The organism is Micromonospora lacuserhaii, assembly GCF_036902735.1.
Classification (GTDB): Bacteria; Actinomycetota; Actinomycetes; order Mycobacteriales; family Micromonosporaceae; genus Micromonospora.
Genome location: NZ_JBAKHO010000063.1, coordinates 1 through 22,267, shown reverse-complemented (window position 1 = coordinate 22,267; position 22,267 = coordinate 1). Strand labels below are relative to the sequence as shown.

Annotated in this window: 16 protein-coding genes and 3 pseudogenes; 12 read left to right on the top strand and 7 right to left on the bottom strand. The window is 73.3% G+C overall.

Annotated features, from left to right (window positions below; all coding sequences use genetic code 11):
* The first annotated feature begins 72 nt into the window (after window positions 1-72).
* Genes pseB through V6U81_RS25840 form a run of 7 tightly spaced genes read left to right on the top strand, consistent with a single transcriptional unit; the run spans window position 73 to window position 7,359 of the window.
* Complete coding sequence (gene pseB, locus V6U81_RS25870; protein WP_334492959.1) at window positions 73-1,059, top strand: UDP-N-acetylglucosamine 4,6-dehydratase (inverting); 987 nt, start codon at window positions 73-75, stop codon at window positions 1,057-1,059.
* The gene (locus V6U81_RS25865; protein ID WP_334492958.1) at window positions 1,056-2,213 is read left to right on the top strand and encodes a DegT/DnrJ/EryC1/StrS family aminotransferase; all 1,158 of its coding nucleotides are present in this window, start codon (window positions 1,056-1,058) and stop codon (window positions 2,211-2,213) included. Before pseB ends, V6U81_RS25865 begins: the two co-directional genes overlap by 4 nt.
* A 10-nt stretch (window positions 2,214-2,223) precedes the next feature.
* On the top strand, window positions 2,224-3,066 hold the full coding sequence (locus V6U81_RS25860) for a hypothetical protein (protein ID WP_334492957.1): 843 nt from the start codon (window positions 2,224-2,226) through the stop codon (window positions 3,064-3,066).
* Window positions 3,056-4,861 carry a class I SAM-dependent methyltransferase gene (locus V6U81_RS25855; protein ID WP_334492956.1) on the top strand — a complete coding sequence of 602 codons (1,806 nt, stop codon included), beginning with the start codon at window positions 3,056-3,058 and terminating at the stop codon, window positions 4,859-4,861. The genes V6U81_RS25860 and V6U81_RS25855 overlap by 11 nt, the downstream gene beginning before the upstream one ends.
* A gap of 56 nt (window positions 4,862-4,917) precedes the next feature.
* On the top strand, window positions 4,918-5,646 hold the full coding sequence (locus V6U81_RS25850; protein WP_334492973.1) for a cytidylyltransferase domain-containing protein: 729 nt from the start codon (window positions 4,918-4,920) through the stop codon (window positions 5,644-5,646).
* Window positions 5,643-6,710, top strand: a complete 1,068-nt coding sequence (locus V6U81_RS25845; protein ID WP_334492971.1) for a PseG/SpsG family protein — start codon at window positions 5,643-5,645, stop codon at window positions 6,708-6,710. Before V6U81_RS25850 ends, V6U81_RS25845 begins: the two co-directional genes overlap by 4 nt.
* A gap of 13 nt (window positions 6,711-6,723) precedes the next feature.
* Complete coding sequence (locus V6U81_RS25840) at window positions 6,724-7,359, top strand: alpha-ketoglutarate-dependent dioxygenase AlkB (RefSeq protein WP_334492954.1); 636 nt, start codon at window positions 6,724-6,726, stop codon at window positions 7,357-7,359.
* Window positions 7,360-7,401: 42 nt separating this feature from the next.
* Here V6U81_RS25840 and V6U81_RS25835 read toward each other — a convergent pair whose 3' ends face one another.
* The gene (locus V6U81_RS25835; RefSeq protein ID WP_334492953.1) at window positions 7,402-7,752 is read right to left on the bottom strand and encodes a TrmH family RNA methyltransferase; all 351 of its coding nucleotides are present in this window, start codon (window positions 7,750-7,752) and stop codon (window positions 7,402-7,404) included.
* A 364-nt stretch (window positions 7,753-8,116) separates the two neighbouring features.
* On the opposite strand from V6U81_RS25835, the gene V6U81_RS25830 reads away from it, so the two are divergent.
* Window positions 8,117-9,454 (top strand): uracil-xanthine permease family protein, encoded by a 1,338-nt coding sequence (locus V6U81_RS25830; protein WP_334492952.1) that lies wholly within the window; start codon window positions 8,117-8,119, stop codon window positions 9,452-9,454.
* Window positions 9,455-9,525: 71 nt separating this feature from the next.
* Here the strand turns inward: V6U81_RS25830 and V6U81_RS25825 are convergent, their stop codons facing one another.
* From V6U81_RS25825 to V6U81_RS25810, 4 genes and pseudogenes are all read right to left on the bottom strand, one after another.
* Entirely contained in the window at window positions 9,526-12,015 is a 2,490-nt protein-coding gene (locus tag V6U81_RS25825; protein ID WP_334492951.1) for a DNA gyrase/topoisomerase IV subunit A, read from the bottom strand.
* Between the two features lie 36 nt (window positions 12,016-12,051).
* Window positions 12,052-12,690 (bottom strand): annotated as a pseudogene (locus V6U81_RS25820) (toprim domain-containing protein); the annotation flags it as partial.
* 6 nt (window positions 12,691-12,696) lie between these two features.
* Window positions 12,697-14,166, bottom strand: a pseudogene (locus tag V6U81_RS25815) (Hint domain-containing protein); the annotation flags it as partial.
* Window positions 14,143-15,673 (bottom strand): annotated as a pseudogene (locus V6U81_RS25810) (ATP-binding protein); the annotation flags it as partial. The pseudogenes V6U81_RS25810 and V6U81_RS25815, both read right to left, overlap by 24 nt.
* Before the next feature lie 238 nt (window positions 15,674-15,911).
* On the opposite strand from V6U81_RS25810, the gene V6U81_RS25805 reads away from it, so the two are divergent.
* Window positions 15,912-17,168: an SGNH/GDSL hydrolase family protein gene (locus V6U81_RS25805; RefSeq protein WP_334492949.1), complete on the top strand. Its 1,257-nt coding sequence runs from the start codon at window positions 15,912-15,914 to the stop codon at window positions 17,166-17,168.
* Window positions 17,169-17,236: 68 nt separating this feature from the next.
* Here V6U81_RS25805 and V6U81_RS25800 read toward each other — a convergent pair whose 3' ends face one another.
* Complete coding sequence (locus tag V6U81_RS25800; protein ID WP_334492948.1) at window positions 17,237-17,878, bottom strand: class I SAM-dependent methyltransferase; 642 nt, start codon at window positions 17,876-17,878, stop codon at window positions 17,237-17,239.
* A 63-nt stretch (window positions 17,879-17,941) separates the two neighbouring features.
* Window positions 17,942-18,388, bottom strand: coding sequence for an RrF2 family transcriptional regulator (locus V6U81_RS25795; protein WP_334492946.1), 447 nt, complete (start codon window positions 18,386-18,388; stop codon window positions 17,942-17,944).
* Between the two features lie 147 nt (window positions 18,389-18,535).
* On the opposite strand from V6U81_RS25795, the gene V6U81_RS25790 reads away from it, so the two are divergent.
* From V6U81_RS25790 to V6U81_RS25780, 3 genes are all read left to right on the top strand, one after another.
* The gene (locus tag V6U81_RS25790) at window positions 18,536-19,747 is read left to right on the top strand and encodes a globin domain-containing protein (protein WP_334492944.1); all 1,212 of its coding nucleotides are present in this window, start codon (window positions 18,536-18,538) and stop codon (window positions 19,745-19,747) included.
* A gap of 107 nt (window positions 19,748-19,854) precedes the next feature.
* Window positions 19,855-21,507: a carbamoyltransferase family protein gene (locus tag V6U81_RS25785; protein WP_334492942.1), complete on the top strand. Its 1,653-nt coding sequence runs from the start codon at window positions 19,855-19,857 to the stop codon at window positions 21,505-21,507.
* The coding region (locus V6U81_RS25780) for a glycosyltransferase family 2 protein (RefSeq protein ID WP_334492940.1) at window positions 21,504-22,267 on the top strand (764 nt) is incomplete at its 3' end. The genes V6U81_RS25785 and V6U81_RS25780, both read left to right, overlap by 4 nt.

Genomic DNA, 22,267 nt, shown 5'->3' with positions numbered 1-22,267 from the left:
CCCTGGCAGGCGTCCGTCCGGTCGCATGGCCCCCTGCCACCGGCGCACAACCACGATCTTGGGAGCACCAAATTGAGTGAGTTGAATGGATCCTCCATTCTGATCACCGGCGGAACGGGATCCTTCGGGAAGACCTTCCTCCGGCACATCCTCACCGAGGCCGACCCGGCCCGCGTGGTGGTGTTCTCCCGCGACGAACTGAAGCAGTACGAGCTGAAGCAGCAGCTCGGTGACGACCCCCGACTGCGCTGGTTCATCGGCGACATCCGCGACCTGCGCCGCCTGACCCGGGCCATGCACGGCATCGACTACGTCGTGCACGCCGCCGCCCTCAAGCAGGTGGACACCGCCGAGTACAACCCCTCGGAGTTCATCGCCACCAACATCACCGGCTCCCAGAACGTGGTCGACGCCGCGATCGACGCCGGCGTCAAGAAGGTCATCGCGCTCTCCACGGACAAGGCGTCCAGCCCGATCAACCTGTACGGCGCCACCAAGCTGGTCGGTGACAAGCTCTTCGTCTCCGCCAACCACTACGCCGCGCAGCACCCCACCCGGTTCGCCGTGGTCCGCTACGGCAACGTGGTCGGCAGCCGCGGCTCGGTGGTCCCGCTGTTCCGCCGGCTCGCCGCCGAGGGCAAGAGCCTGCCGATCACCGACAAGCGGATGACCCGCTTCTGGATCACCCTGGACCAGGCCGTCCAGTTCGTCATGGACTCGTTCGACCAGATGCAGGGCGGCGAGCTCTTCGTGCCGCGCATCCCCAGCATGCGGATCCTCGACCTGGTCGAGGCGGTCGCCCCGTCGGCCACCACCCACGAGATCGGCATCCGCCCGGGCGAGAAGCTGCACGAGGAGATGATCGCTCCGGACGACAGCCGGCGGACCCTGCGGGGCAAGGACCGGTTCATCGTCCAGCCGACCATCGCCACCTGGGGCTACCAGCCGCCGGTGGGCTGCGACGCGGTGCCGGACGGCTTCGCGTACCAGTCGGACACCAACGACGAGTGGCTCAGCGTGGAGCAGCTGCGCGAGATGCTCGGCATCACCGGCGCGTGACGGCGATGCTCCCCTACGGGCGGCAGTCCGTCACCGACGAGGACGTCGCCGCGGTCGTCGAGACGCTGCACAGTGACTGGCTGACCACCGGTCCGCAGGTGGACGCGTTCGAGGCCGACCTCGCCGGGTGGACCGGCGGGGTCGGCGTCACCACCGTCTCCAACGGCACCGCGGCGCTGCAGACGGCGTACGCGGCGGCCGAGGTCGGCCCCGGCGACGAGGTGGTCGTCCCGCCGATGACGTTCGTGGCGACCGCCAGCAGCGCGGTCGCCCTCGGCGCGAAGATCGTGTTCGCCGACGTCGAGGACGAGACCTTCTGCCTCGACCCGGCGGCGGCCGCCGCCGCGGTCACCTCGCGGACCAAGGTCGTCTCCGCGGTCGACTACGGCGGCCACCCGGCCGACTACGACGCGCTGCGCAAGGCCGTCGAGGGCAGCGACGCGCTGTTGCTCGCCGACGCCGCGCACTCGATCGGTGGGACGTACCACGGCCGGCCGGTCGGCTCGCTGGCCGACCTGACCACCTTCTCGTTCTTCCCCACGAAGAACCTGACCACCGCCGAGGGCGGCGCGGTCGCCGCGCTCGACCCGGAGGTCCTGGCGCGGGCCCGCCGGTACCGCACCATCGGGATGGTCCGCGCGCGCGACGAGCTGCGCCTGCCCGACGAGGGCGGCTGGTGGTACGAGGTGCACCAGATCGGCCAGAACTACCGGCTGCCGGACGTGCTCTGCGCCCTGGGGCGTAGCCAGCTGCGCCGGCTCGGTGAGTTCGTCGCCCGGCGGACCGCCCTGGTGGCGCGCTACAACGAGGCGCTGGCCGACCTGGACGGCGTGCTGCTGCCGAACCAGAAGTCGTGGGCCGACCCGGCCTGGCACCTCTACCCGATCCGGGTGCTCGAGGGCCGCCGCCGCGAGGTGTACGACAAGATGCGGGCCGCCGGCATCGGCGTGCAGGTCAACTACATTCCGGTGCACTGGCACCCGGTCTTCGCGGATCTGGGCTACCGGCGCGGATCCTGCCCGGTGGCCGAATCGTTCTACGAGCAGCAGCTCTCGCTGCCGCTCTACCCGACCCTCACCGAGGCCGACCAGGACCGCGTCATCGACGCACTCCGTGCGGCGCTGCGCGGCACCACGGCGCGCTCCGCCGCCTGACGGGGGACTGATGCACCACGCGAACCACTTCTACGGCCACGCGCACGTGCTGGCCCGCTACTGCGGTCTGGGTGACGGCCACCCGCCCCGCATCGACGGGTACGTCCAGCACGGGTGGAACATCGGCGACGGGCTGGCCCCCGGCCACCCGTACGCCGAGTTCACGCCGAGTCTGCTCTGGTCGGAGCAGACTCGGCGGCGCGCCTGGTCGGTGGGCCGGCGCAACGTCACCGTCATCGGTGCGCCGTTCAACTACCTCCTCGCGCTGCGGCCGGAGGACCCGCCGGAGTCCGAGCGGGCGGGGACCATCTGGTACCCGTTCCACGGCTGGGAGGGTCAGCACGTCAAGGGCGACCACAACAAGTTGATCGCCCGGATCCGGGACACCGAGGACGGCCCGGTGACGGTCTGCCTCTACTGGCACGAGTACGCGATGAGGCGGGTCCGGCGGCTCTACGAGCAGGCCGGTTTCCGGGTCATCTGCCACGGCTACCGCGGCCACTGGTGGAAGGACACCGACCCGCTCTTCCTCGACAAGCAGCTCACCGAGCTGCGCCGGCACCGGCGGGTGGCCTCCAACCGGCTCACCAGCGCCATCTTCTACGGCATCGCCGCCGGCTGCGAACCAGCCGTCTACGGCGACCCGATGGTGCTGTCGAACGAGGACCCGACGTTCGGCGGGCAGGCGCGGATCCGCCGGCAGTGGCCGGAGCTGCACGGCGAGAAGGTCGACCTGCCGACCGCCGTGGCGATCGCCCGCGCCGAACTCGGCGCCGACCACCGTTGTACGCCGGCCGAGCTGCGCGAGCTGCTCGGGTGGGCGAACCTCCAGGAGGAACGAGTTGACGACTGAGACGGCACCCCACGTCGCGCTGCCCGGCGGGGAGATGCTGGCCTGGTCCGACCTGCCGGAGGAGCGCCTGACCGGCGGCGGGCCGCTGGCCGCGCTCGCCGCGCGGGTCGTACCGGCCGGCGCCCGGGTGCTGGTGGCCGGCCCGCACGACCCAGCGCTGCTGGACGGGCTGGCGCACGCCGAGGTGACCTGCCTGCTGCGCAGCTACCCCGACGGGGTGGTGCTGGCCGACCGGGCCGCGCAGGTGATCGTCGGCGGGGCCAACGGGCTGCCCGCGGGCGAGACCTTCGACGTGGTGATCGCCGCCGCCGGCCTGGACGCCATCGAGTCGGTCGAGGGCGCCCGGCTGGGCTGGCAGGGCCTGCTGGACCGGCTGGTCGGCGCGCTGCGCCCGGAGGGCGCCCTGCTGGTCCGGCTGGACAATCCCCTCGGCGTGCCCCGACTGGTCGCCACCGAGCCCTGGTACGCCGACCGCGGCGACGCCGCCTGGACGATCAGCGGCGTGCTCGACGCCACCCGGCCGGCCAACCTGGCGCAGCTGCGCGCCCGGCTGACCGAGGCCGGCCTGCGCACCGACGCCAGCTTCGCCGCGTACCCGGGGACGGCCGCGACGACAGCGCTGCTCGACGCCGACGAGCTGGACCGGCGGACCACCTCCGGCCTGTTCGACGCGGTGCTGCACGGCGCCTGCACCGGCGGCGCCGCCGGCGCCACCGTGCTCCAGGACCCGGCCCGGCTGGCGGTCGACGCGCTGCACGCCGGGCTCGCCGCGACCCTCGCGCCGGGCTGGCTGCTGCTGGCCCGCCGCGCCGCCGCGCCGGCCGCCGGGCTCCCGGAGCTGCCGGTGGCGCTGGTGCAGACCGGGCCGCCCGGCATCGGGGTCGCCGAGGTGGTGGCGGAGGGCGACGGCTGGCGGTGGCGGACCACCGGGCCGGTGACCCGCGCCGAGGGCACCCCGGCGCCGTTCGCCAGCCGGGAGGCGGCCTACCGCGATCCGGCCGCTCTCAACGGCCCGGTCCCCCACGGGCGGCTGCTGCGCAGCCTGCTGCTCGACGCCTGCCTGCGCCGCGACCTGGACACCCTTGAGCGGCTGCTGGGCGGCTACGCGGCCTGGCTCGACGCCCAGGCCGGCGCCGACGGGAAGCTGACCGGCGCGGTGGCCCTCGCGGGCACCGACAACGTGGTGGTCGACGGCGACGAGTTCGCCGTGCTCGACCCGAGCTGGCAGGCGGTTGCGCCGCTGACCCGCGACGTGGCGCTGGCCCGGGCGCTGTGGCGGTTCGCCGCCGCGCTGCTCACCGGCGGGTACGCCCACCCGTGGGCGTCCACCCTGGACGTGGCCGGGCTGACCGTGGTCCTCGGCGGCGTGGCCGGTCGGGACCTCGGTCGGGCCACCGTGGACGCGGCGATCGAGGCGGAGGCCGCGATCACCGCCGCGCTGCGCGGGCTGGACAGCGACGGCCGGGTCACCCTCGCCACCGAGCTGCGCGCCGTCGAGCCGACCGACCCGCCGGCCGGGCCGCGCAGCTACCAGCAGCTGCGCGAGGCATGGGTACGCCAGGGCGAGGAGATCACCCGGCTGGCCGCGAAGCTCAAGTGGATCGAGGAGCTGCTCGACTCGCGGGAGAAGGGTCTGCGCCGCGCCGAGGCGACGATCAACCTGCTCAGCGGCTCGCTCAGCTACCGGGTCGGACGGCTGGCCATCACCCCTGCGAGACTGGCGAAGCGAGGTGCCCGGGCGGCCAAGCGCCGGGCCCGCGAGGCACTGGGACCGAAGCAGGAGGAGCAGCAGTGACCGCTCAGAACGACACCACGGGCGGGTTGTCCGCCGGCTCGTCGAGCCGCGACGACCTGCGGATCGTCGGCGTGGTGCAGGCCCGGATGGGTTCGTCCCGACTGCCCGGCAAGGTGCTGCGCCCGCTGGCCGGGCGCAGCGTCCTCGGCCGGGTGGTGCGGGCCGCCCAGGACAGCGGCGTCCTCGCCGACCTGGTGGTGGCGACCAGCACCGACGCCGTCGACGACGACGTGGTCACCGAGTGCGAGCGGCTGGGCGTGCCCTGCCACCGCGGCCCGGTCGACGACGTGCTGGCCCGGTTCATCGGCGCCCTGGACAAGCACCCCGCCGACGCGGTGATGCGCTTCACCGCGGACTGCCCGCTGCTCGACCCGGAGATCATCACGCTGGTCGCCTCGGTCTACCGGGCGGTCCCCGGCCTCGACTACGCCAGCACCTCGATCGCCCGGACGCTGCCGCGCGGCATGGACGTCGAGATCATCGGGGCGGACGTACTGCGCACGCTCGACCGGCTCGCCACCGACCACCACCGGGTGCACGTGACCTCGTACGCGTACGCCCACCCGGAGCTGTTCCGGGTGCTCGGGGTGACCCTCACCCCGGACCGGTCGGCGCTGCGGCTCACCCTGGACACCGAGGAGGACTGGGCGGTGGTCCGGGCGGTCGTCGACCACTTCGGCGACGTCAGCGTGCCGCTGGCCAAGCTCGCCGACTGGCTCGACGGTCAGCCGGCGCTGCGCGCCCTGAACTCCACGGTCCGCCAGAAGCGGCTGGAGGAGTCCTGAGCACGGTACGCGTCGGGCTGCGTTTCGACGCCGGCCCGCAGCGCGGCGTCGGCCACCTGATCCGGTGCCTCGCCCTCGGTGAGGAGTTCCTGGCCCGGGGCGCCCGGGTCGAGGTGTTCGGCTCGATCGAACAGGTCGGCTGGGCCAGCGCCCAGCTCACCGCGCGGGGCATCACCGTGCACCCCGGGCCGGACACCCCGCAGGAGTTGGTGGCGACCGCCCGCCGGCACGAGCTGGACGTCATGGTGCTCGACTCGTACGAGCTCGACCCGGCCGGCGCCGGGGCGCTGCGCGCGGCCGGCGTGGTGACCCTCGCCGTCGTCGACGGTGACAGCCGGGGCCAGGACGCCGACCTCTACCTGGACCAGAACTTCGGCGCGGACACGGTCGCGCCGACCGAGCGGCTGCTCGCCGGCACCCGATACACGCTGCTGCGGGACTCGGTGGTGGCCACCCGGCCGGCCGCGCCCCGGCCGGCGACGCCGGTGGGCCGGCCCCGGGTGCTCGCCTTCTTCGGCGGTACCGACGCGGTGGGCGCCGCCCCGGTGCTGACCCGGGTGCTGCTCTCCACCGGTCACCCGATGGACCTGACCGTGGTGGTGGGCCGCCCGGAGATCGAGGCGGAGCTGGAGACGGTCTCCCCCGGCCGGGGTCAGGCCCTGCACCTGGTGCCGCCGACCGACGGTCTGCCCGCGCTGATCGGCGCGGCGGATCTGGTGGTCAGCGCCGCCGGCACGTCGACCTGGGAGCTGTGCTGCCTGGGCGCGCCGGCCGCGCTGGTCTGCGTGGTGGACAACCAGCGGGAGTCGTACCACCGGGTGGTGGCGCACGGCCTGGTCGCCGGCCTGGGCGAGCTGCCCGAACTGGCCGGCACGGGGCTGGCCGGACGGACGGCCCGGGCGACCGCCGCGCGGACCCTGCACGACCTGCTCAGCTCCCCGGAGCGGCGCGCGGCGCTCTCCGCGCGGGCCTGGGAGACGGTGGACGGGCGGGGCCGGGCCCGGGTGGCCGACGCCGTCCTCGGCGCGGTCCACGAGCGTCGTACGCCTGTACTAAACCCCTGATAGGGTGGGCGGCATGACGCAGGCCGCCTACCAGCCGTCGATGCTCGACCTCGCCGACGCCGGTCCGTCCCTCGGCCCGCTGCCGGGCGGACTGCGGCGGCACGTGCTCAGCCGGGGAGCCTGGGTCGACCATCTTCCCGGCTGGGTGCAGGGCTCCGACGCGGTGCTCGACACCCTGCTGGCCGAGGTGCCCTGGCGCGCCGAGCGCCGCACCATGTACGACACCGAGGTCGACGTCCCCCGCCTGCTCTGCTGGTACGCGGGCGGCCGGCCGCTGCCGCATCCGGTGCTCACCGAGGCGCGGGCGGCGCTGACCCGGCACTACGCCGCCGAACTGGGCGAACCCTTCGTGACCGCCGGCATGTGCCTCTACCGGGACGGCCGGGACAGCGTCGCCTGGCACGGCGACACCCAGGGCCGCTCGGCGCACACCGACACGATGGTCGCGATCGTCTCGTTCGGCTCGCCCCGGCAGTTGCTGCTGCGCCCACGCGGCGGCGGCGACAGTCGGCGGTTCGCGCTGGGTCACGGCGACCTGGTCGTCATGGGCGGCTCCTGCCAGCGCACCTGGGAGCACGCCGTCCCGAAGACCGCCCGACCGGTCGGCCCCCGGGTCAGCGTCCAGTTCCGCCCCGCCGGCGTCGCCTGACCCACGCGGCGCAGCCCGGCGAGCCGGGCTCGCCGATCTGCCTCAGAGCAGCCCGGCGAGCCGGTAGAGGACGAGGGAGCCGGCGACCGCGACGTTGAGGCTGAGGCCGTGGCCGACCATCGGGATCTCCACGGCCGCGTCGAGGGCGTCCAGGGCGTCCGGTGGGATGCCGGTCGCCTCGTGGCCGAGCACCACCACCGTGCGCCGTCGGGCGGCGGGCAGGTCGCCGAGGCGGATCGCCTCGTCGGCCAGTTCCACGCCGAGAATCCGGGCGCCGGCGGCCCGTTCGGTGGCGAGCCAGCGGAGCGGGCTGCCGACCCGGTGCACGCAGGTGGGCCGGCGCAGCGTGTTGCCCCGGGCGAGGGCTTCGTCGACCCAGCCGAACGGCGGCACGGCCAGCAGGCGCCGACGGCGTCGCAGGTACGCAGCAGGGTGCCCAGGTTGGCGCCGTGCATCGGCCAGAGCGGGGCGGCGATCAGGTGACCCCAGCAGCGGTGGGCGTGAGTCCGGCGGGCAGCGCGTAGCTCCTGGCGCGGGCGGACCCGGATGGCGGGGCTCACGCCGTGCCGGCGGCTCCGCCGAGGAAGAAGTCGATCATGAGAAGGGGTGCTTCGCGGCGCACCCGGGCCATCGACGGGGACGAACCGCTCGATCGTAGACCGGCCGGGCGTGCCGAGCCACCCGCGAGCCGGCCATGCTAGAAACAACTCTCAGGGTCGACCACGCCCCCGTCACCTGACGACGCGAAGGGCGCCCCATGACCCAGTCCCCCACCTCCCGCCGGTCGCCGTGGACCGTGCACGGCGACGGCCGCTCGGTCACCCCGGGCGACGTGGTGCACCCCGGCGAGCGGCTCTCCTGGCCCCGTACGGTCGGTGTCGGCGTGCAGCACGTGGTGGCGATGTTCGGCGCCACCTTCACGGTGCCGCTGATCACCGGCTTCCCGCCGGCCACCACGCTCCTCTTCTCCGGGCTCGGCACCCTGCTGTTCCTGCTGATCACCCGGAACCGGCTGCCGTCGTACCTGGGCTCGTCGTTCGCGTTCATCGCGCCGGTGCTGGCCGCGAAGGCGGGCGGCGACATCGGCCCGGCGCTGGGCGGCATCGTCGTGGCCGGCGTCGCGCTCGCCCTGGTCGGGGTGGTGGTGCAGCTCGCCGGGTCGCGCTGGATCGACGCGTTGATGCCGCCGGTGGTGACCGGCGCGATCGTCGCGCTGATCGGCCTCAACCTGGCCCCGGTGGCCTGGGACGGCGGTGGCAGCGGCACCGGCGTCAAGGCGCAGCCGCTCATCGCGATGGTCACCCTCGCCGCGATCCTGCTCGCCACGGTCGCGTTCCGGGGCTTCCTCGCGCGACTGTCCATCCTGCTCGGCGTGGTGGTGGGGTGGGTGCTCGCCGCCCTGCTCGGCCAGCTCGACCCGAAGGCGGTGGACGGGCTGCGCGACGCCGCCTGGGTGGGCCTGCCGCAGTTCCACGCGCCGAGCTTCAGCCTGCGCGCGGTGGTGCTGGTGATCCCGGTGATCCTCGTGCTGGTCGCCGAGAACGCCGGGCACGTCAAGGCGGTCGCCGCGATGACCGGCCGCAACCTGGATCGGGACATGGGCCGGGCGTTCCTCGGCGACGGGGTGGCCACCGTGCTCGCCGGCTCCGGCGGTGGCTCCGGCACCACCACCTACGCGGAGAACATCGGCGTGATGGCGGCGACCCGGGTCTACTCGACCGCCGCGTACTGGGTGGCCGGGCTGGCGGCGGTGCTGCTCGGGCTGAGCCCGAAGTTCGGCGCGCTGATCCTGACCGTGCCGGCGGGGGTGCTGGGCGGGGCGACCACCGCGCTCTACGGCCTGATCGCCATCCTCGGCGCGCGAATCTGGATCGAGAACCGGGTGGACTTCCACGACCCGGTGAACCTGATGACCGCCGCCGTCGCGGTGATCGTCGGCGCCGCCAACTACACCCTGACCGTCGGCGACCTCTCCTTCAACGGCATCGCCCTGGGCACCGCCGCCGCCCTGCTGATCTACCACGGCATGCGCCTGGTCGCCCACCTCCGCGGCACCACCCCGGCCACCCGTCCCGCCCCCGAACCGGAACTCTGACCGGGGCGGCTTCCTCCCCCGGAGACGGAAAGGGGCCCGGGGCGTCAGCCCCGGGCCCCTTTCCCGGTGGGTCAGTCGCGTTCGATGAGGTGGCCGACCACGGTGGGGCCGAGCATCACGGCGAAGCCGCTGCCGTCCCGGCGGGGATCGGCGGGGGGCAGCTCCACCGGGTCGCCGGTCGCCGTCGCGCCGACCGGTCGCGCCCCGATCCACGCCACCACCAGATCCGTCTCCCCCTTGAGGAACCGCTGCGCGCGCACGCCGCCGGTCGCCCTCCCCTTCGCCGGGTACGACCCGAACGGCGTCACCTTGACCGTCGCGCCGGTCGAGGTGACCACCATCGGCTCACCGTGCCCCGGATCGTCGGTGCGGATCGCGCCGAAGAAGACCACCCGCGCACCGGCCGGCAGGTTGACCCCCGCCATGCCGCCGCCCTTGAGCCCCTGCGGGCGGACCACCGACGCGGCGAACCGCAGCAGCGACGCCTCGTTCGTGACGAAGGCCAGCGCCTCGGCGCCGTCGGTGAGCCAGGTCGCCCCGACCACCTCGTCGCCCTCGCGCAGGCCGATCACCTCGAACTCGTCGGAGCGGACCGGCCACTCCGGCGCGCAGACCTTGACCACGCCCTGCCGGGTACCGAGGGCCAGGCCCGGTGAGCCCGGCCCGATCGGGCCCAGCGGGGCCAGGCCGACCACCCGCTCGCCGGGCTCCAGCGGCACCAGCTCGGCGGCGGCCATGCCCCCGCGCAGGGAGACCGTGCCGGCCTGCTCGGGCAGCACCGGCAGCGGCAGCACGTCAACCTTGAAGGCCCGCCCGGCGCTGGTCACCAGGAGCACCCGGCCACGGGCCGTGGTGTGCACGACGGCCCGTACCGTGTCGTGCTTGACCCGGCCGTTGCGCCGGCGCCCCTCGGCGGCCTCCTCCGACTCGGCCGCGGTCCGGGCGACCAGCCCGGTCGCGGAGAGGATCACCTGGCACGGGTCGTCGGCCACCTCCAGCGGGCCGGCCGGCACGGACGCCGCCAGCACCTCCTTGAGGTCACCGTCGACCAGGGTGGTGCGGCGCGGGGTGCCGAACTGCTTCACCACCGCGGCCAACTCGTCGGAGACGACCTTCTTGAGCACCTTGTCGTCGTCGAGGATCTTGGACAGCTCGGCGATCTCGCCGCGCAGCTTCTCCTGCTCGGCCTCCAGCTCGATCCGGTCGTACTTGGTGAGCCGGCGCAGCGGCGTGTCCAGGATGTAGGTGGCCTGGATCTCGGAGAGCTTGAACTGCCGCATCAGGCCGTCCTTGGCGGCCTGCGCGTCGTCGCTGGCCCGGATCAGCCGGACCACCTTGTCGATGTCGAGCAGGGCGATCAGCAGACCGTCGACCAGGTGCAGCCGCTCCTCGCGCTTGCGCCGGCGGTAGGAGCTGCGTCGAGTCACCACCTCGTACCGGTGGGCCAGGAAGACCTCCAGCAGCGCCTTCAGCCCGAGGGTGCGCGGCTGCCCGTCGACCAGGACCAGGTTGTTGACGCCGAAGGACTGCTCCAGCGGGGTGAGCCGGTAGAGGTCGGCGAGCAGCGCCTGCGGGTTGACCCCGACCTTGCACTCGATGACCAGCCGGGTGCCGCTCTCCCGGTCGGTGAGGTCCTTGACGTCGGCGATGCCGGTGAGCCGCTTGGTCTTGGTGACCTCGTTGGTGATGGCGGCGATGACCTTCTCCGCGCCCACGCCGTACGGCAGCTCCACGACGGTGATCGCCTGCCGGCCCCGGCTGCCCTCGAGGGGACCGATCTCCACCTTGCCGCGCATCCGCACCACGCCGCGCCCGGTCTCGTACGCCCGGCGCACCTCGTCCAAGCCGAGCAGCAGACCGCCGGTGGGCAGGTCCGGGCCGGGGACGAACTCCATCAGCTTGTCGAGGTCGGCGTCCGGGTGGTTGATCAGCCAGCGGGCGGCGGAGACCACCTCGCCCAGGTTGTGCGGGATCATGTTGGTCGCCATCCCGACCGCGATCCCGGACGCGCCGTTGACCAGCAGGTTGGGGAAGGCGGCGGGAAGCACGGTCGGCTGGGTGAGCGAGCCGTCGTAGTTGGGCTCGACGTCGACGGTGTCCTCGCCCAGCTCGCCGACGAGCAGCATCGCCTCGCGGGACATGCGCGCTTCGGTATAGCGCGCCGCCGCCGGTCCGTCGTCCGGAGACCCGAAGTTGCCGTGCCCATCGATGAGCGGCACGTTGAGCGAGAAGTCCTGGGCCATCCGGACCATCGCGTCGTAGATCGCGGTGTCGCCGTGCGGGTGGTAGCGACCCATCACGTCGCCGACCACGCGGGCGGACTTCACGTGTGACCGGTCCGGCCGGAAGCCCGCCTCGTTCATCGCGTACAGGATGCGGCGGTGCACCGGCTTGAGGCCGTCGCGCGCGTCGGGCAGGGCGCGGGAGTGGATGACCGAGAACGCGTACTCCAGGTAGGAGTCGGAGACCTCGGTGACCAGCGGGTTGTCGAAGACCCGCGCGCCGGCCTGGTCGAAGGCGGAGAAGTCCGCCTTGGCGCGGTCGTCCCTACGGCGTGCCATCGTTGAAGTTCCCTTCGGGGCGCGGGGTCAGCGTGCTCATGCGTCGATCGCGTCGCGGTCGACCCGGTCCGAGGAGTCGATCAGCCAGTTGCGGCGCGGCTCGACCTTCTCGCCCATCAGCAGTTCCAGGATCCGCTCGGCGGCGTCGACGTCGTCGAGGGTGATCCGGCGGACGGCCCGGGTGGCGGGGTTCATCGTGGTCTCCCACAGCTCCTCGGCGTCCATCTCACCGAGACCCTTGAACCGCGGGATCGGGGTGACGATCTGCTTGCCGGCCTTCTCCAGCTTGCGGACCGTCGCCCCCATCTCCGCCTGGGTGTAGGTGTAGATGGTCTGCGGGTTGCGCCCCTTGGTGGTGATCTTGTGCAGGGGCGGCATCGCGGCGAAGAGCCGGCCGGCCTCGATCAGCGGCCGCATGTAGCGGGCGAAGAGCGTGATCAGCAGGGTGCGGATGTGGGCGCCGTCCACGTCGGCGTCGGCCATGATGAGGACCCGGCCGTAGCGCATCGCCGACAGGTCGAAGGTGCGCCCCGAGCCGGCGCCGAGCACCTGCACGATCGCCGCGCACTCGGCGTTGTCCAGCACCTGCTGGAGGTTCGCCTTCTGCACGTTGAGGATCTTGCCGCGGATCGGCAGCAGCGCCTGGTATTCCGAGGTGCGGGCAACCCGGGCACTGTTGTGGACGAAGACCCCGGCTTCGAGGGCGAAGTTGTGGTAGCCCTCCACTGTCAGGTCGTAGACCTCCGCCGTCTCGTCGAGCGGCTCCACCGACATGACGCGGTGGTTGACCAAGTTGACCGCATCCCGGAGGCGGGCGTAGTCGCCTCCGTAGTACGCCAAGAGCCGGTCGAATCGCAGACCGGTGCGCGCGGACCGCAGACGCTCAGCTTCGTACGCCTCCGCAAGCTCGGCATCCGAGAGCACAAGCAGCGGGGCGAGACGCCGGAGCGCCGCCATCCGCCTGCCCTCCTGCTGGCGATCGACCCGTTCGGCCCGGGGCACGTTGGTGACATAAGCGGCTCGCCCAGCCTGCGCCCTGGCGAGGTGACCGGTGCTCGGGTCCAGCATCCGCTGCTTCATCAGACGTGCGTGACGCACGCCGAACTCCGGATTGTCCTCGTGCCAGGCCAGCACCGCGTTGCGCTGGCGTTCCCGCTCGGCAGGATCGGCGAACTGCTCGACGGTCCTCTGCGAACGCCAGGCACGCAGCTCCGAGTTCTCCCACTGCCGCACCGAACGCTCGCGCCACTCAGAACGACGAGCGGGATCGGTGAAGTAGCTGCGGACGCGGTCGGCGGCGGTCGCGCGGTGCTCGGGCTTCGACCAGTACTGCGCCTGTCGGTCCCGCATGCGGTCGGCGTAGGCGCGCCGCTCGCCATCATCGAGCGCGTTGTACCAGTCCTGGAAGGCGTTCTCCAGCTTGGCCCGAAACGAGGGTGATTCGTTGAGCGCGAACAGCCGGGCAAGGCATGCCTCGCGGAAGGCCGGATCGCGCCACTGAGCGGTGAGCATGGCGGACCGGAACTCCCGGCCGCCGTTGTCGAACCACTCCCGCCAACCCGCGTGGACGTGCTCACCCATCATCGCCGCGTGCAGCGCCGAATGGTCGGCCCAGGTCATCCGCTGGATGTTCCGCGGATCGTTGTTGCGCTTGTTGATGTCGATGTGGTGTCGGACATTGCCATTGACGGCGCTGTCCCTGCCGTGACGAAGGTTCCAGGCGTCGGCAAGGTAGTGGCTGTAGACCCACTCCTCGCGGTCGTTCATCCACACCCGTTCGTACCCGTGGAGCTTGTGTCCCTCGGCCTTACTGGAGACGCTTCGGTACAGAGGCATCAGCGAATCGCCCGGGGCCAGGGCGTCGGCTCGTCGGTAGGAACCATCGCGAAGCCGAAAGAGGTGGTCCGGCGTGCACCGCACCGACTCGCCGTTGTCGAGGGTCACCCGCACCAGCGCGGCGTCTCGCTTGGTGAGGCGCGGCTCGACCAAAGGGGCGATGACCACTCGGCCGGCCTTGTTGGTGGTGTAGCCGAAGTGGGTTACACCTTGCGCCCAGTCCGATGCCAGGTCGGCGAACGACCGGGCCCCGCCGGAGGCGAGCGCGACCATGGTATCGCCGGTGAAGCACCCCAGGGCGCTGTCACCCTCCACGATGAACAGCTCGCTGCGATCCACTCCGGTGGCGCGGCAGTCGACCAGCTTGGCCGGCATCGACGCGCCCTCGAGGGCGGTCTTGCGGCGGGCCGCGTCCTTCTGCTGCTTCTGGGTCAGTCGGACCCGGGCCGCGTCGACGATCTTCTGGAGCACGGTGCGCGCCTCGGCCTTGGTGCGCCGATCCTCCAGCCACGCCTTGACGTGCTGCTCCACCTGACCCTGGATCACCTTGGTGATGCCGGCGGTGGAGAGCTCGTCCTTGGTCTGCGAGGTGAACTGCGGCTCGGGGATCCGCACGTGCACCACGGCCGTCATGCCCTCCAGGACGTCGTCCAGTGTGGGCGGATCCTCCTTGGCCTTGAGCAGGCCCCGGGTGTTGCGGACGGCGTCGGCGAGGGTGCGGACCAGGGCCCGCTCGAAGCCCTTGCGGTGGGTGCCGCCGTGGGCGTTGCGAATGGTGTTGGTGAAGCACTCGACGGTGCGCTCGTAGCCGGTGCCCCAGCGCAGCGCGACCTCGACCTCGGCCCGGCGCTGCACGTTGGACTGCATCACGCCGTTGGCGTCGGCGGCGTTCTCCCGGTAGGTCCCCTCGCCGGTGACCAGCAGGGTGCCGGAGACCGGCCGGTCGCCCGCCGGGGCGAGGAACTCCACCATGTCGGCGAGGCCGTTGGGGAAGTGGAACCGCTCCTCGGTGGGCTCCTCACCGGTCTCGTCGCGCAGCCGGTAATCCACGCCCGGCACCAGGAAGGCGGTGTTGCGCAGCTTCATCCGCACGGCGTCGACGTCCAGCGTCGCGCCGGTCTCGAAGTAGCGGGCGTCGTGCCAGTAGCGGATCGAGGTGCCGGTGCGCTGGCCGCGCTTCATCGCACCGACGATCTGAAGGCCGGGGCCGGCGGTGAAGGGGGCCTCCGGGCCGTCGCCGTCGAAGATCCCGGGTACGCCGTGCCGGAACGACATCGCGTGGACCTTGCCGGCGCGGCGGACCGTGACGTCGAACCGGCGGGAGAGCGCGTTGACCGCCGAGGCGCCGACGCCGTGCAGGCCGCCGGAGGTCTTGTAGCCGGAGCCGCCGAACTTGCCGCCGGCGTGCAGCCGGGTGAGCACCAGCTCGACCCCGGAGATGCCGGACTTGGCGTGCACGTCGGTGGGGATGCCGCGGCCGTCGTCGTCGACCTGCACCGAACCGTCGGCGTGCAGCGTCACCTCGACCTTGCGGGCGTGACCCGCGACACCCTCGTCGGTGGCGTTGTCGAGGATCTCGTTGACGAGGTGACCCACGCCACGGCTGTCGGTGGAGCCGATGTACATGCCGGGACGTTTGCGGACGGCGTCCAGGCCCTCCAGGTGCGTGAGGTCGTCGGCCCCGTAGAGGGTCTCAGGCTGTGCGGTCAACTGGACGTACTCCCCGGTCTCGGCGGTGTGGTGCCGCTCACCGTCTTGATTCACCCTGACTGGATCTTCACGCGCGGCGCGCCGCAGCGAGCCTAGCCGGACGCTCCGACACAACGGCGGAGCCCCGCGCGACCCGCCGTGCGCGGGCCGCCGGTCGTGAGCCACGAGAGGCGCAACGACGGCGGAGGGCGGCGTCTTCCCGGCCGCGGCGTCGACGCTCCGGCCGTGGCCCGGGGGCGTTTCCGGCCTTCAACGATCATGTTACGACCCATTGACGTCCGTCGTGCTCAGGTGATCTGATCGCGCTCTCGGAGGATCTTTCACATTTCGATGGACAGATGGGGGACGCCATGTCCAGGTTCCGTCGTTCCGCCCTCGCGGCGGCGCTCGCCGTCACCGCCGCCGCCCTCTCCGCCGCCGTCGCCCCGGCCGCCCCGGCCACGGCGGCCCTGCCCACCGCGGCGGTCGCGCTCGGGGACAGCTTCATCAGCGGGGAGGGCGCCGGGGGGTACTCGCCGGTGGTCGACCTGAACGGGGTGACGCAGGCCTTCCCCGGCTGGTCCGCGCCGAACGCCAACGCGTACTTCTGCCACCGCTCGCCGAACGCCTCACTCTTCCAGGCGGAGCTGCCGGGCATCACCGACCGGTACAACCTGGCCTGCTCGGGCGGCCAGCCGTACGACATCGCGAACGCCTCGGCCAGCCGGACCAAGGGCCGGCAGGTGGCCGCCCAGCTCGACCAGCTCCGCGCCGTCGGGCAGACGCACGACATCGACCTGGTGCTGATCGGCCTCGGCTCCAACAACAGCTCGTTCACCTTCGGCAGCGTCGCGGAGAAGTGCGCCAACCGGTTCATCGCGGACGCGTGGACCGGCTGGTGGGAGTTCTGGGCGTACCTGGGTGGGCCGGTCGAGCAGGAGCCGTGCACCGACGCGGACCTGGCCACCGCCGCCCAGTTCAGCGCGGCGACCGCGGAGACCACCGCCGCCGTACGCCAGATCCTCACCACCCTCGACCAGATCGACACCGACGGCCAGCACCGGGTGGTCTTCCAGGACTACACCAACCCCCTGCCGCCGGAGCTGGCCTCGGTCTACTGGACCGAGGAGGACCGGGACGACACCCGGGACAAGTTCCGCGCCCTGGGCGCCGAGCGGTACGCGGCCGGCTGCCCGATCCACCGGGCCAGCCTCGCCCCCGGCCAGCGCTTCTCCCAGGGGCTGGGCACACTGGTCAGCTCGGCCCGCGGCACCCTCGCCGCCGAGTTCCCCGCCGCCGACCTGGTCTACCTCAACGTGCAGCGGGCCTTCGACGGGGCCCGGCTCTGCGAGTCGGCCGGCAGCCCGGGCAACGCGCTGGCCACCCCGATCCGACTCCAGGACGGCCCCTCCGGCGTCTTCGTCACCAGCCTCTCCGGCTACGACAAGCTGGACATCCAGCGGATCGCCGACACCTGCGGCACGTACTTCCAGACCTGCCAGGAGAGCTGGCACCCGAGCGCGGCCGGGCACCGGGTGCTCGGCCGGTGCCTGACCGGCGCGGCGGCCACCACCACCCGGGCGGTGTCCTGCGTACGGTCGCCGGACGGCACGGTGAACGTGGGCTGAGCCGCGACGCCGGCACCGCTCGGGCGCAGGAGCGGACCGAGCGGTGCCGGTGCCCCGGCGGTGCGCCCTCAGGGGCGGATCGCCGAGCCGAGGACGTGCGGTGAGGCCGGCATCGGAACCCCGGTGGGCGGGAAGCGGAACCGGTTCAGGGCGACCACCTGGAAGCCGGCGGCGACGATCGCCGACACGGTGTCCCGGCTGGTGTGGCAGCCGCCGCAGAGCAGCGGCCAGCAGGTGGCGTCGGCCCAGCGCTGCGCCCGCCGCAGTCCCGGCGTGCCGGCCGTCACGTGCTCGTAGAAGCGCAGCTGCCCGCCGGGCCGCAGCGCCCGGTACGCCTCGCGCAGCGCGACGCCCTGGTCGGCGACCGAGCAGAGCACCAGCGACAGCACCACCGCGTCGGCGCCGGCGTCGGCGACCGGCAGCGCCTCGGCGAGCCCGTCGGTGACCGTCACCGGCACCGGGGCGTGGCGCGCGGCGGCGAGCGCGTCGGTGCGCAGCCGGGGCTCCGGCTCGACCGCGAGCACCGCCTGCACCTCGGGCGGGTAGTGGGCGAACATCCGGCCGTTACCGGCGCCGACCTCCACCACCCGACCGCGCAGGCCGGCGACCAGCCGGTGCCGGTGCGCGCCGACGCCGGCGCGGTCCATCGCCACGCTGGCCCGGGCGAAGATTCGGGCGAAGAGCGGGTGGGAGACCTGGGACGTGGTCATCAACGCTCCCGTCGACGGGGGACGGCCTGCCCGCAGGCTACCGGCCGGGGCGGGGTGTCGGGGTCAGGTCCGGACCGCGGGCGGGGGCGCGGCGATGGTGAGCAGGAGCGGGCCGGCGGGGCCGGCGTCGACCAGGTCGCCGAGGCGGACGCCGTCGAGGACGGCGAGGAAGGCCGCCTGGGCCCGGCGGAGCTGGACCCGCAGCCGGCAGCCGGCGCGCAGCGTGCAGCCGGACTCCTCGCAGGCGACGACCTCGTCCTCGCCCTCGAAGGCGCGCACCACCCGGCCCACGGTGATCTCCTCGGCGCCCTCGCCGAAGGCGACCCCGCCGGCCCGGCCCCGGATGGTGACCAGCACGCCGATCCGCTGCAACCGCTGCACCACCTTGGCGACGTGGCTGCGGGGCAGGTCCAGCCGCTCGGCCAGCTCGTCGACCGTGGTCCGGGTCGACGCGGTGGCGGTGAGCATGGCGATCCGCAGCGCCATGTCGGTGGACCGGTTGAGCTTCACGTACCGACCCTAGCCAGCGCGCCGGGGCGGCAACAGGGGCCGGGAGACCGTGACGTGGGCGACACCGGACCCGGGACTTTCGACCCTGAAGAGGACTCTCAGACTCCTGTTTAAGTGGCTCCCGAAGGCAACGCACTAGGAGGAACCGTGCTCTCGGAATCGTCAACCGCCGTGGTGACCGCAACCCTGCCCGTCGTGCAGGCGCACGGAGAGGAGATCACCGGCCGGTTCTACCAGCGGATGTTCGCCGCCCACCCGGAGCTGCTCAACCTGTTCAACCGGGGCAACCAGGCCTCCGGTGCGCAGAAGGCCGCGCTGGCCTCCGCCGTCGTCGCGTACGCCGAGCACCTCACCGGCGAGAGCGCGGCGCCCTGGGGCCCGATCCTCGACCGGATCGCGCACAAGCACGCCTCGCTCGGCATCACCGCGACCCAGTACACGCTCGTCGGGCGGCACCTGATGGCCGCCATCGGCGAGGTGCTCGGTGATGCGGTGACGCCCGAGATCGCCGCCGCCTGGGACGAGGTCTACTGGCTGCTGGCCTGCGAACTCATCGCCCGGGAAGCCCGGCTCTACACCGAGGCCGGGGTCGCCGAGGGCGCGTCGGTCTGGCGGGAGTGGCGGGTCACCGAGGTCACCGTGGAGGCCACCGACGTGCGGTCGTACACCCTGGTCCCGGTCGACGGCGGGCCGGTGCCCACCTTCGTCCCCGGCCGGTACGTCTCGGTGGCCGTCGACCTCGACGGCGACCTCGGCCAGCAGATCCGGCAGTACAGCCTCTCCGGCCGGCCCGGCGCCGACCACTGGCGGATCACGGTAAAGCGGGTCCGCGGCGTCGGCGGCGCCCCCGACGGCCTGGTCTCCACCTTCCTGCACGAGCGCGTCGCGGTCGGCGACACGCTCCGGCTCAGCCCGCCGTTCGGCGAGGTCGACGCGATCGCCGGCGACGGACCGCTGCTCCTGGTCAGCGCCGGCATCGGGCTCACCCCGGCGATGGCCGCCCTGGAGTACCTGGCGGACACCACGCCGCAGCGGGAGATCGTGCTGGTGCACGCCGACCGGGACGGCGCGGCCCACGCGCACCGCGACGAACTGCCGCGCCTGCACGCCCGCCTGCCCCGCCTGCGCCTCAAGCTCTGGTACGAGGAGACCTCCGACGCCCCGGCCACCGTGCCGGCCGAGGTGACCCGGGGGTGGGTCGACCCGGACCTCATCCCGCTCTCCCCCGACGCCCACGTCCACCTCTGCGGACCGCTGCCGTTCATGAACCAGATCCGTGGCGGGCTGCTGCGCCGGGGCGTACCGGTGGAGCGGATCGCCTACGAGGTGTTCGGGCCGGGCATGCTGCGCGGCGCGTGACCCCGGCCGCCGACGGCCGCGAAACTCCAGGGTGGAGTTTCGCGGCCGTCGGCGGGGAAGTCGACGATCTACAGGTTAGGAGGACAGGGCGGGGGTAGGGACCGTGCATGCGCGTCCTCGGTATCAATGCGATCTTCCATGATCCGGCCGCCGCCCTGGTGGTCGACGGACAGGTGGTGGCCGCCGCCGAAGAGGAACGGTTCAGCCGCCGCAAGCACGGCAAGCGCCCGGTTCCCTTCTCGGCCTGGGAGCTGCCCGAGCTCTCCGCCGCCTGGTGCCTGGCCCACGCCGGCATCGACGTCGACAGCCTCGACGCCGTGGCGTACTCCTTCGACCCGGGCATGTGCCGGGACGCGGCCAGCCTCGGCCTGACCGACCCCTGGGACTGGCTGCGCGTCGACTACGCCGAGCGGGCCCCGCAGTTCCTCGCCGCCGCCCTGCCCGGCCTCGACCCGGAGAAGGTGCGCTTCGTGCCGCACCACGTGGCGCACGCCGCCTCGGCCGGGCTGGCCGCGCCGCCGGCCGGCGACGACACCGCCGTGCTGGTGCTCGACGGCCGGGGCGAGGTGGCCAGCCACCTGGCCGGCGTCTACCGGGGCGGGGAGCTGACCCCGCTCTACTCGCAGGAGCTGCCGCACTCGCTCGGCCTGCTCTACGAGGACCTCACCCGACACCTCGGCTTCATGCACTCCAGCGACGAGTACAAGGTGATGGCGCTGGCCTCGTACGGCCAGCCGAAGCACCTCGGCCTGCTGCGCGAGCTGGTGACGGTCACCGACTCCGGCGGCTTCCACGTCGACCGGATCGACTGGGCGAGCATGGCCAAGGCGGCCGCACCGGGCGCCGAGCTGACCGCCGAGCACGCCGACCTGGCGTCCAGTGTGCAGGTCCGGCTGGAGGAGGTCATCCTCGACCTGGCCCGCTGGCTGCATGACGCCGCGGGCGGCCCGTCGACGCTGGCGATGGCCGGCGGCGTGGCGCTGAACTGCGTGGCCAACGCCCGGATCGCCGCCGAGGGGCCGTACCGGGACGTCTGGGTGCAGCCGGCCGCCGGCGACTCCGGCACCGCGCTCGGCGCCGCCCTGCACGTGGCCGGCACGCTCGGCGACCGGTCCGCCCCGATGACCGGCGCCGACCTGGGCCGCGGCTGGTCCGACGAGGAGCTGGAGGCGGAGCTGCGCCGGGCCGCCCTGCCGTACTTCCGGCCGGAGTCGATCGCCGCCGAGGCGGCCCGGGTGCTGGCCGACAACGGCATCGTCGCCTGGTACCAGGGCCGCAGCGAGTACGGCCCGCGCGCGCTGGGCCACCGCTCGCTGCTGGCCCACCCCGGCGACCCGGCGACCACCGCCCGGATGAACGACGTCAAGGGGCGGGAGCAGTTCCGGCCGATCGCGCCGATGGTCCGCGCCGAACGCTTCGCCGACATCTTCGAGGGAGTCTTCCCCAGCCGGTACATGCTCTTCGTGCACCAGGTGAAGCCACAGTGGCGGAACCGGATCCCGGCGGTGACCCACGTCGACGGCACCGCCCGGGTGCAGACCGTGCACGCCGACACCGAGCCGCTGGTCGCCGAGCTGCTGGCCGAGTTCGAGCGGCTCACCGGGCTGCCGGTGGTGGTGAACACCTCGCTGAACACCGCCGGCCGCCCGATGGTCGACACCCCGCGTGAGGCGATGGAACTCTTCGCCTCGGCCCCGGTGGAGCTGCTCGCCCTCGGCCCGTTCGCGGTCCGCCGGAACGCGCTGGGCGGTGGCCGGTGATCAGCATCGTGGTGCCGACGCTGGGCCGGCCCAGCCTCACCGCGCTGCTCGACGCGCTCGCCCCGCAGCTCGCCGACCTGCCCGACGTGGAGCTGCTGCTGGTCGACGACCGGTACGACGCGACCGGTGAGCTGGCCGTGCCGGGGACGCTGTCCGCGTACGCGAAGGTGCTGACCGGGCGCGGCGCGGGCCCGGCGGCGGCCCGCAACATCGGCTGGCGGGCCGCCCGGCAGCCGTGGGTGGTCTTTCTGGACGACGACGTCGTCCCGGCGCGGGACTGGGCCTGGCGACTCCGCGACGACCTCGCGGTCGGCGACCGGGTCGGCGGGGTGCAGGGCCTGGTGGAGGTACCGCTGCCCGCCGACCGTCGGCCGACCGACTGGGAACGCGGCACCGCCGGCCTCGCGGAGGGCGAGTGGATCACCGCGGACATGGCCTACCGGCGGGCGGCGCTGGCCACGGTGGACGGCTTCGACGAGCGCTTTCCCCGGGCCTACCGGGAGGACGCCGAGCTGGCCCACCGGGTCCGTCGCGCCGGCTGGGAGCTGGTCCGTGGCCGCCGCACGGTGACCCATCCGGTCCGTCCCGAGGACCGCTGGGTCAGCCTGCGGGTGCAGCGCGGCAACGCCGACGACGCCCTGCTGCGCCGGCTGTACGGCCCACAGTGGCGGGCCGAGCTGGGGCTGCCGCCCGGCCGCCGGCCCCGGCACGTGGCGGTCACCGCCGCCGGCGTGCTGGCCCTGGCCGCGGGCGCGCTGCG